This is a genomic window from Nocardia sp. 852002-20019_SCH5090214, from assembly GCF_001665865.1.
Lineage (GTDB): Bacteria > Actinomycetota > Actinomycetes > Mycobacteriales > Mycobacteriaceae > Nocardia > Nocardia nova.
This window is the reverse complement of the sequence record NZ_LZMK01000393.1, coordinates 324,112-339,529: the sequence shown is the minus strand read 5'-3', so window position 1 is coordinate 339,529 and position 15,418 is coordinate 324,112. Positions and strand designations below refer to the sequence as shown.

At 68.5% G+C, this 15,418-nt stretch carries 15 protein-coding genes; 6 read left to right on the top strand and 9 right to left on the bottom strand.

The genetic code is table 11. The features are described from left to right. The 4 genes from A5780_RS33300 to A5780_RS33285 form a co-directional block, all read left to right on the top strand. Positions 1-729 (top strand): alpha/beta fold hydrolase (locus tag A5780_RS33300; protein ID WP_156769736.1); only part of this gene is annotated, 729 nt, incomplete at its 5' end. 170 nt (positions 730-899) lie between these two features. Further along, positions 900-1,634 carry an O-methyltransferase gene (locus A5780_RS33295; protein ID WP_064901681.1) on the top strand — a complete coding sequence of 245 codons (735 nt, stop codon included), beginning with the start codon at positions 900-902 and terminating at the stop codon, positions 1,632-1,634. A gap of 156 nt (positions 1,635-1,790) precedes the next feature. Then, entirely contained in the window at positions 1,791-2,753 is a 963-nt protein-coding gene (locus tag A5780_RS33290) for a hypothetical protein (RefSeq protein WP_064911027.1), read from the top strand. A gap of 193 nt (positions 2,754-2,946) precedes the next feature. Beyond that, positions 2,947-3,789 carry a hypothetical protein gene (locus tag A5780_RS33285; RefSeq protein WP_064911026.1) on the top strand — a complete coding sequence of 281 codons (843 nt, stop codon included), beginning with the start codon at positions 2,947-2,949 and terminating at the stop codon, positions 3,787-3,789. Between the two features lie 19 nt (positions 3,790-3,808). On the opposite strand, the gene A5780_RS33280 is transcribed toward A5780_RS33285, so the two are convergent. The 3 genes from A5780_RS33280 to A5780_RS33270 all read right to left on the bottom strand — a co-directional run bounded on the left by A5780_RS33280 (position 3,809) and on the right by A5780_RS33270 (position 8,040). Then, a complete protein-coding gene (locus A5780_RS33280; RefSeq protein ID WP_064911025.1) occupies positions 3,809-6,646 on the bottom strand; it encodes a M48 family metalloprotease in 2,838 nt (945 codons plus the stop codon). A 2-nt stretch (positions 6,647-6,648) separates the two neighbouring features. Next, entirely contained in the window at positions 6,649-7,182 is a 534-nt protein-coding gene (locus tag A5780_RS33275; protein WP_063009213.1) for a hypothetical protein, read from the bottom strand. Between the two features lie 174 nt (positions 7,183-7,356). Continuing rightward, entirely contained in the window at positions 7,357-8,040 is a 684-nt protein-coding gene (locus tag A5780_RS33270; protein WP_064911024.1) for a hypothetical protein, read from the bottom strand. Positions 8,041-8,278: 238 nt separating this feature from the next. On the opposite strand from A5780_RS33270, the gene A5780_RS33265 reads away from it, so the two are divergent. Next, positions 8,279-9,208, top strand: a complete 930-nt coding sequence (locus tag A5780_RS33265; protein ID WP_369829566.1) for a hypothetical protein — start codon at positions 8,279-8,281, stop codon at positions 9,206-9,208. 19 nt (positions 9,209-9,227) lie between these two features. On the opposite strand, the gene A5780_RS33260 is transcribed toward A5780_RS33265, so the two are convergent. The 5 genes from A5780_RS33260 to A5780_RS33240 form a co-directional block, all read right to left on the bottom strand. Further along, complete coding sequence (locus tag A5780_RS33260) at positions 9,228-9,896, bottom strand: PhoU domain-containing protein (protein ID WP_063009441.1); 669 nt, start codon at positions 9,894-9,896, stop codon at positions 9,228-9,230. A gap of 110 nt (positions 9,897-10,006) precedes the next feature. Then, entirely contained in the window at positions 10,007-10,690 is a 684-nt protein-coding gene (locus tag A5780_RS33255; RefSeq protein ID WP_064911023.1) for a hypothetical protein, read from the bottom strand. A gap of 82 nt (positions 10,691-10,772) precedes the next feature. Beyond that, positions 10,773-11,951: an NAD(P)/FAD-dependent oxidoreductase gene (locus tag A5780_RS33250; protein WP_064911022.1), complete on the bottom strand. Its 1,179-nt coding sequence runs from the start codon at positions 11,949-11,951 to the stop codon at positions 10,773-10,775. Positions 11,952-12,085: 134 nt separating this feature from the next. Beyond that, positions 12,086-13,177, bottom strand: a complete 1,092-nt coding sequence (locus A5780_RS33245; protein WP_064911037.1) for a trans-acting enoyl reductase family protein — start codon at positions 13,175-13,177, stop codon at positions 12,086-12,088. 111 nt (positions 13,178-13,288) lie between these two features. Next, complete coding sequence (locus A5780_RS33240; RefSeq protein ID WP_063009439.1) at positions 13,289-13,909, bottom strand: PadR family transcriptional regulator; 621 nt, start codon at positions 13,907-13,909, stop codon at positions 13,289-13,291. Between the two features lie 124 nt (positions 13,910-14,033). Here A5780_RS33240 and A5780_RS33235 point away from each other — a divergent pair, with 124 nt between their 5' ends. After that, the gene (locus A5780_RS33235) at positions 14,034-14,498 is read left to right on the top strand and encodes a hypothetical protein (protein ID WP_063009203.1); all 465 of its coding nucleotides are present in this window, start codon (positions 14,034-14,036) and stop codon (positions 14,496-14,498) included. 43 nt (positions 14,499-14,541) lie between these two features. On the opposite strand, the gene A5780_RS33230 is transcribed toward A5780_RS33235, so the two are convergent. After that, on the bottom strand, positions 14,542-15,318 hold the full coding sequence (locus A5780_RS33230; RefSeq protein WP_064905771.1) for an acyl-[acyl-carrier-protein] thioesterase: 777 nt from the start codon (positions 15,316-15,318) through the stop codon (positions 14,542-14,544). Between the last annotated feature and the right edge of the window lie 100 nt (positions 15,319-15,418).

Here is a 15,418-nt window from a genome sequence, read left to right as displayed (position 1 = left end):
GCCGCCGTTCCGCTCTCGTGGTGCTACTCGGGTCTGCTGCGGTACGTCACCGACCGGCCCGTCTACGGTCTGCAGTCTCCGGCCGTCTCCGGGGGGTCGCGCAGGTACCACACCGTCGACGAGCTCGCCGAGGTGTATCTGCGCGAACTCACGCGCGTCCAGCCGGAGGGCCCCTACCACCTGCTCGGCTGGTCGCTGGGCGGGCAACTCGCGCACGCGCTCGCCGTCCGGCTGCGCGCCCGGGGGCACGCCGTGGGACTGCTCGTGATGTTCGACAGCGTGGCCTTCGACGAGGGTGCGCCCCAGCCGGAACCGCCCACCGTCCGTGATCTGGTCACCCACCTGCAGGGCAACGAGTCGGCCACCCCGGACACTCGGCCACTCACCCTGGACGAAGCTGTGGACGTGCTCGCCGACAGTCCCGGTCCCGGTCGCGGGTTGAGCCGTGAGCAGCTCGAACGCCTCCACCAGGGATATGTCGACAGTGTCGCCATGTCCACGAGCTACCGGCCCGCACGCTACGACGGCGATCTGCTGTATTTCTCGGCGACCGAAGGCATCACCGGCGAGCTGACCGGCGAGATGTGGCGGCCCTTCGTATCCGGGCAGATCACGCAACACCGCGTCGACGTCACCCATGCCCAGATGACCAACCCCGAGGCCCTCGCGGTCATCGGGCCGATCCTGGAGGCCGAACTGCATCGGCACGGCGAAGGGAAGAACAGATGAGCAAGCATTCCACTGCGATCGTGGCCGCCGCGGTGTCGGTTGCTTCGTCGATTCTGCTGGCCGCCCGCCGGCCGGCTGTGTTCGGTCTCCGTCTCCCGCGGTTGGCCCTGGCCGCCGTCGCGGCGGTCGCCCTGGCGATCGCCGCCAACGAGAGCGTGGGCAAACCGGTGATGTTCCTGCGATGGTCGTATGTGCGGTTTCTGTTCGGCCTCCGGCATATGGGCGCCACCTGGCAGGTCGGCGACGGCCGGGAACAGGCGCTGGCGGACTATGTGTGCGCGCATGCGCGAAAAGGCGACATCGACGACGTCATCCGGGCGATCGACGAGTTCTGCTATACCAAGAGTTACCTGATCAACATCGGTGACGAGAAGGGCCGGATCCTCGACCGGGCCGTCGCCGCCGCGCGGCCGCGGCGCCTGCTGGAGCTCGGAACCTATTGCGGGTACAGCGCATTGCGCATCGCGCGGGTCATGCCGGCCGATGCCGTGCTGTACTCGATCGAGTTCAATGCGGCGAATGCCGCTGTCGCGCGGCAGATCTGGGATCACGCGGGCGTCGGCGAGCGGATCGTCGTCATCGTCGGCACCCTCGGCGACGACGGGAAGACGCTCGGCGCGCTGGGTAATGAGCACCAGTTCTCCCCCGGCACATTGGATTTCGCCTTCCTCGACCACGAGAAGGACGAATATCTTCCCGATCTCCGCCGGATCATGGATCAGGAGTGGCTGCGTCCCGGCTCGGTCGTGGTGGCGGACAACGTGAAATACCCGGGCGCCCCGGAGTATCGAGCGTTCATGCGCCGCCACGAGGGCACCCGGTGGACAACCCGAGAGCATCGGACGCACGCCGAATACCAGAAGGTGCTCAAGGATCTCGTGCTCGAATCGACCTATCTCGGTTGACCGCATCAGGACCGCTCGGCCGATCCACGACTGCCCGCTGCCGCGATCGCGTCAGCGCCGAACATGTTAATCGTCGGTTATGGCGGGTAGTCGCAGATATGGTGCAACGTTGCGCCCCGACCTGATGCCGTCTATACGCCGAAGGACGAGATTCGCATGAGCACTCCCGATACCTCCACCCTGCTGGCCCAGCTGCGAGCTGTGCTGACCTTGACCAACACCGAGATCCAGGTGGCCGAGACCCGGATCGCTCAGGCCCGGACCGAGGCGGTTCGCCGGGAGCTTTCCGAGAACGCCGACAAGGGCCGCGCCCGCGCCGAGGCCATCGAGGCGGCCATCCGCGATCTGGGCAGTGTGCCCGAGGTGGTCGGCCCGTTCCTCGGCCGCGCGGTCGCTGCCATCAAGGCGATGGCCGAACAGGCTCAGCCGTTCGACGAGGCGCTGCTCGGCGACCTGGCGCTGGAGCACCAGCTGCTCGACCGCGCCCGCTACATCAAGGCCCTGGCGACCGCCGCGGGGCAGCGCGAGGTCGTGACGTTGGCCGACCGCCTGATCACCGCGCATTCGGCCACCGTGGATTGGCTGACCACCGTCCTGGCCGAGGACGCCCTCGGCGGACCGGCCGCGTTGCGCCGCACCGTTCTTCAGGCGGCGACGGGGACCGCGGTGAAACTGTTCAACCTGCCCGTCACGTGGTCGGCTCGCGGCCTGGATCGCGCGCTGGACTCCGTTCGCACCACCCCGCCGGCGCTCGGCGAGCTGCTCGCGCGGGGAGCCCACGCCGGTGATGTCGCCGTCAAGACGCTGTCGGCCTCGCGCGATGCCGCGCTCGAAACCGCCGAGCAGGTCACGCGCCACGAAGGCGCCGGTGCGGCCGCCGATGCGCTGCATTCGATCCGCGCCACCACGGGTGTTCTCGAACCTAGCGAGCTCCCGGTCGGCGACTACGACGAGTTGAACGTGTCCCAAGCCGTCGCCGCGGTGAAGGAGCTCACCGAGCCGGCCGACATCCGCGCGATCGTCGCCTACGAGGAAGCCCACAAGAACCGCCACGGCGTCGTCTCGGCCGCTCAGACGCGGCTCGCCGCGATCGCCCAGGAAGTGACCGGTCTGAGCTGACGGGCACTCCCCCGAAGGAGCTCGGTACTTCGTTCAGAGCTTTTCCGACCGACCGGCCGGCCCGATTCCGGGCCGGCCGGTCGCGTTTCGAATCCGGTCGTCTTCTTCGTCTCACTTGTCATCGGTTGCACATACCCCCCAGGGGTATTAACGTTTCCGATGTCGGACGAGAACAGATCGAAAGGCCGGGACGATGACCACACACGCTCACCTCGAACACCATGGGGCACAGGCGAATCACGGGGCCCACGGCCCGCGCGAGCAGCATGCCGGGCACGAAGGCCACGGCGGGCACGCCGAACACGCCGCGCACGGTGGTGGGCTGCCGGGCGGACTCCAGATCACCCAGGACGGTTACACTTTGGCGCTCGCCGAGCCGATCCTCGCACCGGGTGAGGTCGACTTCCGGTTCCGGATCCTGGGGCCGGACGGCACACCGGTCACCGAGTACACCGCGATCCACGATCGGGAGCTGCATCTGATCGTGGTGCAGCGGGAGCTGACCGGGTTCTGGCACGTGCATCCCGAACTCACCGCCGACGGCATCTGGACGGTGCGGCTGAACCTGCCGGCGGCGGGCGCGTATCGAGTCTTCACCGACATCGCCCCGCGCGCACTCGGCAAGACCATCACCCTGGGCGCGGATCTGGCCGTCACCGGGGCGTACGAACCTCGCCCGACACCCGCGGCCGAACGGACCGCGAAAGTCGACGGCTACGAGGTGACTCTCGACGGCGATCTGGTGCCCGGCGAGGGCCGCCTGCTCACCCTGACCGTGCGGAAGAACGGCGAGCCGGTCACCGACCTACAGCCGTATCTGGCGGCCTACGGCCATCTGGTGATCCTGCGGGCGGGCGATCTGGCCTATGTGCACGTCCACCCGAACGGCGAACCCGGCGACGGCGTCACCGCCCCGGGCCCGGAGGTCACCTTCCACACCGCCGTCCCCGGCCCCGGAACCTACCGGCTGTTCCTCGATTTCGAGCACGGCGACGTGGTCCGCACCGCCGCGTTCACCCTGCCGACAATCGGGTGAGCGGTCTCGCATGCCCCGGTCAGCCCCCCGCCGCGGCGTCGCGGATCTCGTCGAAGTGGCGCAGGAGCGTCGCGTACGCGGCGTCGGCCGCGACGTACTCGGTCATCGATCGGTCGAACAGGGTGTCGTTCTTGTCGTCGAAACTGCGCCGGCAGTCGTCACCGGCGCGTTTCACCACGGCGAGCCATGTCGCCCAGTCGGCCTGGGCCAGGTCGTCCGGAATCGGAACGAACGCGGCCGCACGGTCGGCGTCGGCGGCGATCGCAGCACACAACGGCGCGAATATCTCCGGATCGACGGCGACCGTCGGCTGTCCCTCGGCAGCGCGCACGGCGGCCGCAGTAGCCGCTCGTAACCGTTCGTTGTCGTCGTGGAGCCTGTTGGCTTCGGCCGCACCACCGACCCGAAGCCAGGCATCTATCCGGCGCGCCCGCGCCTCGGGGGTGGGCTGTGCTTCCCGCCCGAGTGTTCCGACGGCGGCCCCCTCGACATGTCCACGGTCGTAGAAGGAAATCGCGGTATTCGCAACCAGAGCGATCACCGCTCCGGCCGCGAGCACCACGACGACACCACGCACAACCGCCGATCGCGGCAGCTCGGGCTCCATGTCGAATCGCGGTGCCGTGGCCCGCGCTCGGCCGGCAAGCCGACGGCCGGCCACGGCGATGGCCGCACCCAGCAGCGCGGCCACCGCCGCGAGGTAGATCGCGAGACCGAGGACGAACGGCACCTGCAACGTGACGACCATCCAGGCCGGGCCCGGTCGCCAGCGGCAGGTGTGGGCCATGACCCGCATGGGTGCGATACATCCGTCGGTCGCCGCGAGGACGAACAAGCCGGCCAGACCGGCCAATCCGGCGCCGCCGGCGGCGGCGAGCCCCATGAGCAGCCGGAATCGCGCCGCGGTCGCCGATACTCCGATCGCCGTCAGCATGAGCACACAGCCGAGACCCGCGCTCAGCCACATCGGATAGCGGAACACCCACTCGTCGGGTAGCTGCCCGAACGGCGGCTGGTCGGGATGCAGTCGCGCCATGATCACCACAACGGTCAACCAGCACAGTCCACCGCCGACGACCGCACCCGCGGCGGCGTGCCGCACCGGCACGGCCCGATGCACCACCGCTCCCGCGTCCGATGCGTCGGTGCGGGCGCGTCGCACCCATGCGGGCGGGAATGTGTTCCATCGCCGCACCACGGCGAGCAACGGGAACAACCACAGAACGGATGCGCCCACGAGTACCAGCGGTCTGTTGCCGAGGTCGGCGACGACCCAGAACCATCCCGGGGTTCCCGGCAAGGACAAATCGGGCGACCGCAGCGCCCCCCTCTGCAAGAGGAAAAGCCCGTTCATCCAGTAGCCGTACCACGTGCCGAACACGATCAGGGCCGCGGCGAGTCCCAGTATCCGCACCAGGCGCAGCGATCGGCCACGACTACCCCGAATCCAGATTTCGGCGCACTGGGTGACCCAGCTCGTGAATACCGGAGCACTGATCAGCAGGACGATCAGAATCTCGGGGTCGGGAGGCAAGAGTCTCACACCGGCAGTGCGGAAGGACAGCAGTTCGCCGACCGCCAGGCCCGCGCCGAGCCAGACGCCCGCAATCCATCCCGAGGGCACCGGCCGATCGATGAGAACCGCGTAACCGACCGCGCGCCAGAGGATGTAACCCGCGATGCCGACGACGAGTACGGCGGTCGTCCAGGTCGCCACCTCGGCCGTAGTGCCGGGACTCGACCAGATGGTCGCCTGAACATTCGCCACCTGCGCGGTGACTCCGGTGAGGAACATCGGGAGTGCGGTCGCGCCGAACAGTATTCCCGGGTCGTTTCGCCATCGACTGCGGTCGGACCAGTCGGGGTGCGTGCGCATCAGCCCCAGAAGGCGATGCCGGGCAGGGAGTTTCGGACGACGCGCGCCGGGTCGATCCCGCCATGTGAAGGCGGTATCCCCGGCGAGGCGCGCGGCGTCGATATCGGCATAGACCTCGCGGGTACGCAAGATGTCCGCCCGGACGAGATAAGTCAACGCGATGAGGACCACGACCCGGATCAGGCCACGCAACCCCAATTCCCATTGACTACGCCAGATATCGGGATGCTGGAACAGTGATACGGCCTGCCCGACAATGTTGGGTAGCAGCGCGCAGATCAGGAATGCCCGCCACAGCGCGACCGTGGCGTAGGTGATGTCCACGTCGCGATTGCGGATGTGCGCCAGTTCGTGCAGTACCACGTCGCGCAGCACGGCGGGCTCGGCGCTGCCCCGTGCGACCAGGCCGGCGTCCAGGCATACGGTGTAGCGGCCCATCCGGCCGAAGACGACCGCACCGACGGAATCCGCCCTCGGATCGATGGCGAACGCCGGTGTCCTGCGTAAGTCGGCCCGCTGCACGAGATCTCGCAATTGCCGCGCCAGTTCGTCGGACGACTCGGGATCCACCGGCAGCAACCGGCCACGTCGGCGCCGCCACATCGGGCCCAGCACGAACAGCGCCGCGGCGAGAGCGAACACCACCGCGAGGGCCGATATCACCGTCACCGGATCGCTGTGGGAACGCACCCCGTGAGCCGCGTCGCACGAGGCGACGAATGCCGCACGCGTCATCATCGCTGCGGGTATATACGGCTCGGTCGGATCGTATCCCACTGCGAGACGGCACAACTGGAACCAGGTGTACCACTCGTCGCCCTCGCGTAACTGCACCAGGGTGGTCGACAGCAGAGTCAGGCTGTCGACCGTGACGAAGGCGAGCAGCAACGCGAACCGGACCGCGGTGCCTGCGGCGAAGAATCCGGTGTCTATAGGTACCGCGTCCGGACCCGCGGCAGCCTCCCCCTCCTCGGCACGCACGGTCAGCTCGGTGTGCTCGAATCGCGGTCGGGTTCGGCCGAGGGCTCGGCGAGCTCGGGCACCGCGTCGACGACCAGACGGCCGGCCACCGAATCGGCCAGCAGCCGAGCCCGATCGGCGTCCATGCCACTGCGCAGTGCGGAATCCAGTACCCGCGCCCGCACCTCCGCGATCTGTTCGGGCTCGAGCGGAGGCAATACCGTCACGGCCTTCGCGCGGCCGAGCCGCTTGCGCAACCAGCGCCGCGCCGCCTGGCCACCGCTGCTGATCGCCCCCTCCGTGAACTGCTCCGCCGCCTTGGTGAGCACGATCCACAGCACCGGGCTCGCCAGCACAGCGACCTCGTCGATGCCGAAACCGAGCAGATCACCACCACTTCTGCGGCGCGCGAGCAGACGCGCCGCGCGGTCGTCGCCCAATTGCCGCAGTCGATCCACCACCGGCAGCTCGTCGGGAGCTACCTCCGCGACGACATCCCGAACAACGGCACCGATCGGAATCGAACCGACGGGCACCGTGTCCCCTACCGCGTCCATCGAATCGCCCTCCCCGCCCGCTCGAACGCGGGATTCTCCGAAATACCTTCCCCCGCAGCGGCAGAACCAAACGGAGGATCTCCGGGTGTCACGGTAACCGGTCCGCGATCTCCGCACACGAAATATCTCCAACCGCTGTGCGCGACGCCGCGCCGACCGGCAGCCGCAGCGCCGTTATTTCCCCGTGAATACCGCGAGGTCGGCGTTCTCGTCGTTCGCATCGCCGTGGGTGAAGGCGGCGATCGCGAAGCCGGGGCCGAAGGAGGCCGAGGCGACCTCGGTGCCGTCGTCCGACCATCCCCATTTCGTGCCGATGATCGCGGGAAGATGCGCGGTGCCCCAGTTCTGCGCCGTACCGTCGGCGGCGATCGGGCTCGCGGTGGCCATCCACCGCAGCATGGGCGAACCGGGATCGGTGCGTTGCTTGGCGGCGAGGAATTCGGCTACGTCCCGGGCGCTGGTGTAGGAGTCGCCCCAGAACGAACCGCGCCGGGTGTCGGCCGATCCGAACTCCGCGGCGGTGGCGTCGATGGCGTGGGGGTACTTGGTATCCAGCTCACTGGCGGCGGCACTGTCGGAGAGCTGGATCGCGCGCTGCGCCGCCCGCCGATCCGAGCCGGAACCGTCGCCGTGGCGCAGCACGTAGTCGACCAGATACAGCTTGATGATCGACAGGGCGGGCCGGATCTCGTCGAAATTCTCTGTGCCCGCGCCGGTTCCGGGGATCAGTGCGGCCACAGCGAACGAGGTGCGCGGGTTCATCGGAATCGGATCGGATTGCGCGGGTGCCGGACCCGCCGTCGCGACGCCGCCCGCTGTCAACAGAGCCAGCACGAGCGCCACAAGAGTTGTTCGCACGAGTGAGTTCTCCCTCTTGGTCTGGCCACCTCCGGTCCGGCCGCGGCCTTCGCCGCGTCGGCCGGGAGGTCGGTGCCGGTGGTGTCGAGCAAGATCACTTCACGTTCGGGCTGAACCGCGGGCTGCGCATCGATTCCACTACAGTCGGCGGCGGGCTGGGGCCACGCCACGCCGGAGGCGAGTCCGCTCCGGCGCGCCTGCGGCGAATCGTCGCGCGCGAACCGCACAATCGCTGGTCATGGCGATGGGACGCAGAGCCGCACTCGCGTTGCTGGCCGGACTGCCCCTGCTGGCGCCGGGGACGGCACGAGCGCAGTCGGCGCTACCGGGGATCGGCGCCGACCCCCAGCGGGTGCCCACGCGGTACACCATGACGGCGTTTCGCACCGACAGTGACACCACCGTGGCCGTATACGAGTCGGCGGATGCGACGGTGTTCACGTCGGTCGCCGAACGCGCGTTCACACCGCGCACCGGATTGGCTCGCGATCCGAGCGTGCTGCTGCATACCGACGGCTGGTACTACCTCACCTACACCGAAGCCCCCGATGCGACCTCGATCGGCCTGGCGCGCAGCCGCGACCGGATCGCGTGGACGGAGCTGGCCTCGGTCCCGATGCTGGTGCCGGGCCGCCTGGAAGGGGCGTGGGCCCCGGAGTGGTATGCCGATGCGGCGGGCCGAGTCGGCATCATCGTGTCGCTGACCTGGGGGCACGGCTTCACCCCGCACCTGCTGATACCGGCGGGCGCGGGACTTTCCGCCTGGGCGCCGCCGATACCGATGCTCGGAGTCGGCCCGAGCGGTCCGGGTTCGCTGGGCTACATCGACACGCAGCTGGTGCGGTGGAACGGGCGGGTGTACGCGTTCGTGAAGAACGAGGACACCAAACTCGTCGAACTGGCGGTCGCGGACAACCCCTTGGGCCCGTATTCCTTTGTGGCCAAAGGTGATTGGGCCGGATGGGGCGGCCCGCGGGAAGGCCCGTCGGTGGTGCCGCTGCCCGACGGCGGGCATCGCATCTATCTCGACGCCTACACCGAGGACCGCTATCTCTACAGCGACAGCTACGACGGATTTCGCACCTGGTCGGCGCCGGCGGAGCTCCCCGGCCTCTCCGGTGTCGTCCGGCACGGCACGGTGCTGGCCGAATTCGGTTCCGCCCCATGAGATCTGCGGGCCGGCCGGATCACTCGTCGTCGTCCGGCGCCCAGTTCTCGGCGGTTTCCCCGGTGGTGAGGAAGATGGTGCGGCGTCCCACTTCCACGGCATTGTCGGCGAAGCGCTCGTAATACCGTCCCAGCAGCGTGAGATCGACCGCGGCCGTGATGCCGTGCGCCCAGTCGTGGTCCAGCACCGCGGCCAGCAGTTGCTCGTGCAGATGGTCCAGCGCGTCGTCCTGGGCGTCGAGACCGGCCGCGTCGTAGGGATCGCCGGTTTCGAGCACCGCCGCGGCGCTCGTGGCGATGGCACAGGCGGTGGAGCCGAGGCGCTCGACCAACGGCCGCACCGGTTCGGGAACGACGTGCTCGGGATGGCGCCGGCGCGCGCTGGTGGCGATATGCCCGGCCAGCGCGCCCATGCGCTGAAGATGACCGGTGAGCTGGATAGCGGTCACCACCCGCCGCAACTCGCTGGCGACCGGGGCCTGCAAGGCCAGCAGGCGCAGCGCTTCCTGTTCGGTCTGCTGCGCCATCTCCTCGACCCGGCCGACGACGTCCAGCGCGGCCTCGGCCTGTTCGATATCGGCGTTCACCACCGCGTAGGTGGCCGCCGAAATGGCCGTCCGGTCCTGTTCACACATCGCATGCAACAACTCGGCGAGCTGCCGCAGATTCGCGTGATAGTCCGACCGCATATCCCGATTCAACCCCAGTGGGACGCACATTGCGAATTTCGTGCCGGACCGCCCGATCGCTGCGAAGTAACCGGAATTCGCGTTCCGGACATTCGATCGCAATCTGCGACTCACCCCAGCCGGTAGTTGTAACTCGCGTAGCGGTGCGAATCCGCACCCGCTTCCTCCCAGCTGTAGCTGTAGGTCCCCACATGCCCCAGCCGGAACGAGCTGTCGGCCATGATCGAGTAGCCGCTGCGCCGCGCTCGCTCACAGAACGCGTAGTCCTCGCCCAAATACCAGGTGTGCTCACCGTCGGGTACCAGCATGGGCAGGAAATACGGGACGGTCGGGCGGTCGAACCGCAGATTGCACACCGGAAGTTGTTCGTGTTCGGCGACGGTTTCGTAGACGTCGCGGTGGGTGAACAGGAATCCGGTGGCGGCGTATTTGATCTCCAGCAATCCCCCGCCTTCACCGAACAGGATGCTCGGGGTTCCGGGCAACACATGGCAGGCCAGGCCGCGCACACCCTTCTTCGCATAGATCCCGCACACGATCGGCAGATCGTGTGCGCGCAACCGGTCCACCGAATCCACATCGAACGCGATATCGGAATCGATCCACATCAGCCCTTCGAATCCGTCGCGCAACGCGTCGGTGGCCATCTGACTGCGTCCCTGATCGATCGCCGCGAATCCCGTGACGGTCCGGACCTCGTAACCACGCTGCTCCAGCCGGGCCAGATTGCGGGCGAAATCCGGTGCGATCGATCCGTGGGTCGGGACCAGGACAACACAGCGCGAGAGCTCCATGCCCGCAGCCTGCCATGCGCGCGAGGGGGCCGCTCGGCGTGGGAAGCGCCCGATCGCCGGATCGCGGCCCTCGTCCCGCCCCCTACGCGGGCAGCGGGTTCTGCCCCAGAAAGCGGTGTCCGTCGGCTGCCCCGGTGCGGACCGCGGTGAATCCGTAGTCGATCAGACGTTGTTCGTACTCGTGCAGCGCGGAACGCCGATCCTTCCCTGCCACAACGGATTCGAGAGTCTCGGCCAGGTCGGCCGCGTCGCGTAGTGCGACGCAGGCGCCAGATCCCGCCGCCGGACTCATGGCGTGCACGGCATCACCCAGCAGGGTGATCGGCGTGGTCGGCCACGCCGGGATCGGCACGCTGGTTCGCAGCGGGAGGGCGAACATACCGGCCGGGTCGCAGGCGTCGACGATCGCGCGAATGCGTGGATGCCAGGTCCGGACCGCGGCGGAGACGAGATCTTTCAGGCGGCCGCCGTCGAGGTCGCGCAGGGACGTTTCCACGGCACCGAACCACTCGGTGCGAGCGCCGAACGAACAGGTCATGTAGTCCGGAACGGACGGCAGGTTCGCGGCCGGCACGAGGCGGGCCGCCGCGGTCGCCGGGTCCTCGGGGAATTCGACGGGCGCGACGCCGACGAAATTCCGGTCCGGGCCGGCGATCATGGTGAAGATGCCGAACATGCTGTCGTCGAACAAGTTCCGCGTCCGCGCGTTCAGCGCGATCGCACCGTAGAGCTGGCGCACACCGGTGTCGACGATCCGGGCATGCGGCAGATACTGCCGGCGCACAACGGAATTGATCCCATCGGCGCCGACCAGTATGTCGGCACGAACACTGTCGCCGTCGGCCAGACGAACGTCGATCCGATCGCCCTCGGTGCGGTATCCGACGACCGCCTTGCCGAAGACGACGCGGTCGTCGATACCGGTGAGCAGGATGCGGCGCAGCGTCAGGCGGTCGACCGCGTAGGCCGGCTCCGCCGAATCCTGGGCGAACCGTTCACCGAGTTCGGTGTCCAGCACCGTGAATCGGGGTTTCGGGGTGCCCGTGGTGGCGTCGAACAGTGCGCACAGCGACGCGGGCAGCACCTGGTGCAGCGCACGTCGTGCCGCGGCGTCCAGATGCAGCCGGTAGCCCTGACGCCGGGTATCCACTGCGGAATCACGTTCGTACACAACGACATCGATGCCCCGGCGGCGCAACCCGTGCGCCAAGGCCAGCCCGCCCAGCCCGGCTCCGGCGACAACAACAGTGAACTTCGACATGACCGAGTCCCTTCGCATGCAACATCATCGGAAGGGACGTACAGGTCACACCTGCGGAAGGTGCGGTGTTCAACGGTTCGCGTCACCGGGACTAACCCATACCCGGCCGGGTCTTCGCACGTCCGGAAGTCAGTCTACGCGGGTGTGGCCCCGCGCAGTCCGGCATCGGCCGCCGCGGCGGTGAGCGGTTCCAGGCCGAAGGCTTCGACCGGCCCGAGGGCGCCGGTGCCGACGAGACCACCGGCGAGCGTGGTGTGCGCGCCCCAGGCGAGGATCGCGGCGGTGAAGTCGTAGGGGTCGACGCCGGCCAGGGTGGCAGAGGACAGGATTCGGCCCGTGGCGTCGCGGGTTTCGGCGACCGACCAGGTGCGCGTCCGGGCCCGGGTGGCCGCATCGGGCCCCCCGGTCGAACCCTTGACCAGGGCATTCAAGGCACTCTCGGCCATGTGCTTCATGGGCGCCACCCGGGCGACGGTGTCCGTGACGAGGGAGGTCGCCTGCAGCACACGGGCGGCGCCGCCGGGCATGCCGAGATAGACGTCGGCCTCGCGCAGGTTCGGATGGGCGCGGTGCAGAACGAGGTGTTCCGACCCCGGAATCGAGGCGCCCCTGAGCGCGCGGCCCTCCACCTCGAAGGTGTGCGTCCGGGCCCCGGTTCGCTCCGGCACGATGTCACCGTCGCGAAGGGCGAAGCCGCGCTCGAACAACATGCCGACCATGGATGCGCGGGTGCCGCCGCTGGTGCCGGGGCTGGCGATGAAGTAGCCGATGTCGACTCGGGCGGCGTCCGGCGCGTCGCGCAGCGCGAGGGCGGCGGCCAGATTGCCTGGGACGTAATCGAATCCGAAGGCCGTCAGCAGGGCGACACCCGCCTGGCGCGCGTCGGCGTCGCGATCGAAGACCCGGCGGATGAACGGGCCTTCGCCGGTCGAGTCGAAGTAGTGCGCACCCGACTCGAGTGCCACCTCCAGCGCCGGGCCGCCGTACCGCAGGAACGGTCCCACCGTCGTCACCAGCACGTCCCCGCGATCGAGCAGGGCGCGCACCGATGCGGGATCGGCTACGTCGGCCACCGCGGTCTCGACGCCGCCGAGATCGGCCGCGAGCTGCTGTAGCGCGGTGGCGTTACGAGCGGCCAATATCGGCTCGGCGCCGCGATCGAGCAGGGCTCGAGCGGTCAGGCGGCCGGTATATCCGGTAGCTCCGAACAACACGATCTTTGCCATTGCCATCCCCTGTGTCCTGTTGGTCGCCGGCGGTTCGTGCCGGTTCGTCTCGACGTCGGCACCGTAACCGACGATAGGGCCGTCGAGCCGCATCCGGCCACGGTGGCATATCTAGTCGCCGGGGGCGGCCTGGTCCCGGAACCGTGCCAGCGACTCCCACGACCAGGTGAGCGTCCCGTCGGCGAGGGCGGCGACAACGCCTTCCAGCCACCGTATTTCGGCCTCGGTGACCGCACGCTGATATTCGTCCTCGAGCATGGTGACACGCGGCAGGCCGAACCGCGTGGCCTGCGCGAGGCCGGTCTCGAGCTCGGAATGCTCGGCGCGCAACGCTTTCAGCCGGCGCTCCAGTTCTTCGCGGGCCGCGTCGGGACCGAGGAGCATCAGAAACGACAGGGCGGCCGGGAATTCGGGAAATTCGTTGCGGGGCACGGCGAGCATGTCCGTGAGCCAGGCCGTGCAGGCATCGCGGCCCGCGTCGGTGATCTCGTAGACCGTGCGTTCCGGATACTGCTGGTCGCGACCGGTGGTGCGGACCGCCACCAGACCGGCGTCCTGCAGGCGCGCGATCGTCTTGTAGAGCTGGGCGCGCTGCCCGACATTGACGACCTTGTCCTTCCCCCACTCCTTGATGCGGCGCTGGATGGCGTACGGATGCATCGGCTCCAGGTGCAGGATGCCGAGCACCGCCATGGCGAGCGGAGATCGCTTGAACCGGTCGGAGGTGGGCATGTCACCCATCCTACTAGGTGCCACCAGACTAGTTTTTGAAAGACTAGTTGCTTCGATACTAGTTTGTGTGTCACTATTGAGAGGCAGGCGAACCCGACCACTGAGATCCGGAAGGACCAGAACAATGACCCTCACGACCGACACCGTCCGCATTCACGCCGATCACGAAACCGCCAAGCGTCTCGGCGATTGGACCCACGCCACCGCCTTCGAGGTGAAGGCCCGTTACGCGAGCGTCGTCATCGACCTGCGCTCGCCGTGGATCGAGGGCGAGGACCCGATCGTCGTCCATGCCGACGTGGACCACGCCATGGTCAAGCTGCTGGTTCCCGACGACGCGGTCGTCGAGCACAGCGACCTGGAGTGGACCGGGCGTGGCCGGGTGAAGGATTTCGCTCGGCCGCAGGATGCCGCCGGCCGAGTCGTCCGGTTGACCGGAACCAGCACCAAGAGCGAGTTCCGTGTTCACCGCGGCGGTATCGCGATCCTCTCGGCACTGTTCAGCCGCGAGTTCTTCGACGACGCCCAGCAGGCACATCGGCAGGGACGCACCCCGACCCTCGCCGACCCGGCCAACGCGCCGCGATGACCGAGGACCGCGCCGGGCGGCGGCAAACGCCCGGCGCGGATCGTCAGCGCGTGAGCGGTTCGATCCGCGCCAATGTGCGTGCGCTGCCGTCGACTTCGAGCTGCACATGCAGCGCGCCCGCATCCCGCCACGCGCGGATCAGCACCTCGTCGGCGCCCATCACCGGCCCGGCGTGTTCGAGAATCACCCGATAGGGCGGCGCCGGTGCGTCGGGGAACCGCGCGAGCGCCTCCTCCACAGCCTCCCAATGGACCGCGTTGTTCACGTGCCCGTAGCGGTCCACATCGGTGACCCGCAGCGGAAACGGACGGAATTCGGCGTCGTCACCGGCCCCCTCCCGCAAGGCGGCCCGCCACCGCAGGCGGTGCTCGACGGTGGCGGCGCGCATCGGCGCCATGAAGCGCTCGGTCATCCGCGCCGGCCGACCGGCCTCGATATCGACGTGAATGAGGAACATCTCGGTCTCGATCAGGCCGCCGTTCTCACTGCGCACCTGGATGCGCATGTTGCACCACCGATTCGACAGGGCGGACGGCCAGCGCCGCAGATGCACCCGATCCCCGAATTCGATGGGCCGCAGCACGTCGATCACGGTCCGCCGCACGATCCACCCCGGATGCAGATCGCCGTCCTCGACCACTTGCAGGTGGTCGTAGCCGATGTCCTGCAGATACCGCGCCACCGCATCGAGCCGCAGCCGCTGGTCCCCATCGGTGTCCCCCAGCCGCACCGGCCACTGTTCGTGAAACGCCCGGCTCTCGTCCGGACACGGCGACAGCGGAAACGCGATCTCGGCCAACCGATCGACAGCGGCACCCATGAACGCTCCTTTTCCCGGGGACCGCGCCAGCGTAGCGATCGAGCCCGGACCCCCGGCGTCAACACGGCGGCACAGGCGTACGGCGACCCCACCTGATCGA

Excerpts from the sequence above, each read along its gene's own strand:
- A5780_RS33295 (WP_064901681.1), top strand. The coding sequence starts at position 900 with ATGTTCCTGCGATGGTCGTATGTGCGGTTTCTGTTCGGCCTCCGGCAT.
- A5780_RS33290 (WP_064911027.1), top strand. The coding sequence starts at position 1,791 with ATGAGCACTCCCGATACCTCCACCCTGCTGGCCCAGCTGCGAGCTGTG.
- A5780_RS33285 (WP_064911026.1), top strand. The coding sequence starts at position 2,947 with ATGACCACACACGCTCACCTCGAACACCATGGGGCACAGGCGAATCAC.
- A5780_RS33275 (WP_063009213.1), bottom strand. The coding sequence starts at position 7,182 with ATGGACGCGGTAGGGGACACGGTGCCCGTCGGTTCGATTCCGATCGGT.
- A5780_RS33265 (WP_369829566.1), top strand. The coding sequence starts at position 8,279 with ATGGCGATGGGACGCAGAGCCGCACTCGCGTTGCTGGCCGGACTGCCC.
- A5780_RS33260 (WP_063009441.1), bottom strand. The coding sequence starts at position 9,896 with ATGCGGTCGGACTATCACGCGAATCTGCGGCAGCTCGCCGAGTTGTTG.
- A5780_RS33255 (WP_064911023.1), bottom strand. The coding sequence starts at position 10,690 with ATGGAGCTCTCGCGCTGTGTTGTCCTGGTCCCGACCCACGGATCGATC.
- A5780_RS33250 (WP_064911022.1), bottom strand. The coding sequence starts at position 11,951 with ATGTCGAAGTTCACTGTTGTTGTCGCCGGAGCCGGGCTGGGCGGGCTG.
- A5780_RS33245 (WP_064911037.1), bottom strand. The coding sequence starts at position 13,177 with ATGGCAAAGATCGTGTTGTTCGGAGCTACCGGATATACCGGCCGCCTG.
- A5780_RS33240 (WP_063009439.1), bottom strand. The coding sequence starts at position 13,909 with ATGCCCACCTCCGACCGGTTCAAGCGATCTCCGCTCGCCATGGCGGTG.
- A5780_RS33235 (WP_063009203.1), top strand. The coding sequence starts at position 14,034 with ATGACCCTCACGACCGACACCGTCCGCATTCACGCCGATCACGAAACC.
- A5780_RS33230 (WP_064905771.1), bottom strand. The coding sequence starts at position 15,318 with ATGGGTGCCGCTGTCGATCGGTTGGCCGAGATCGCGTTTCCGCTGTCG.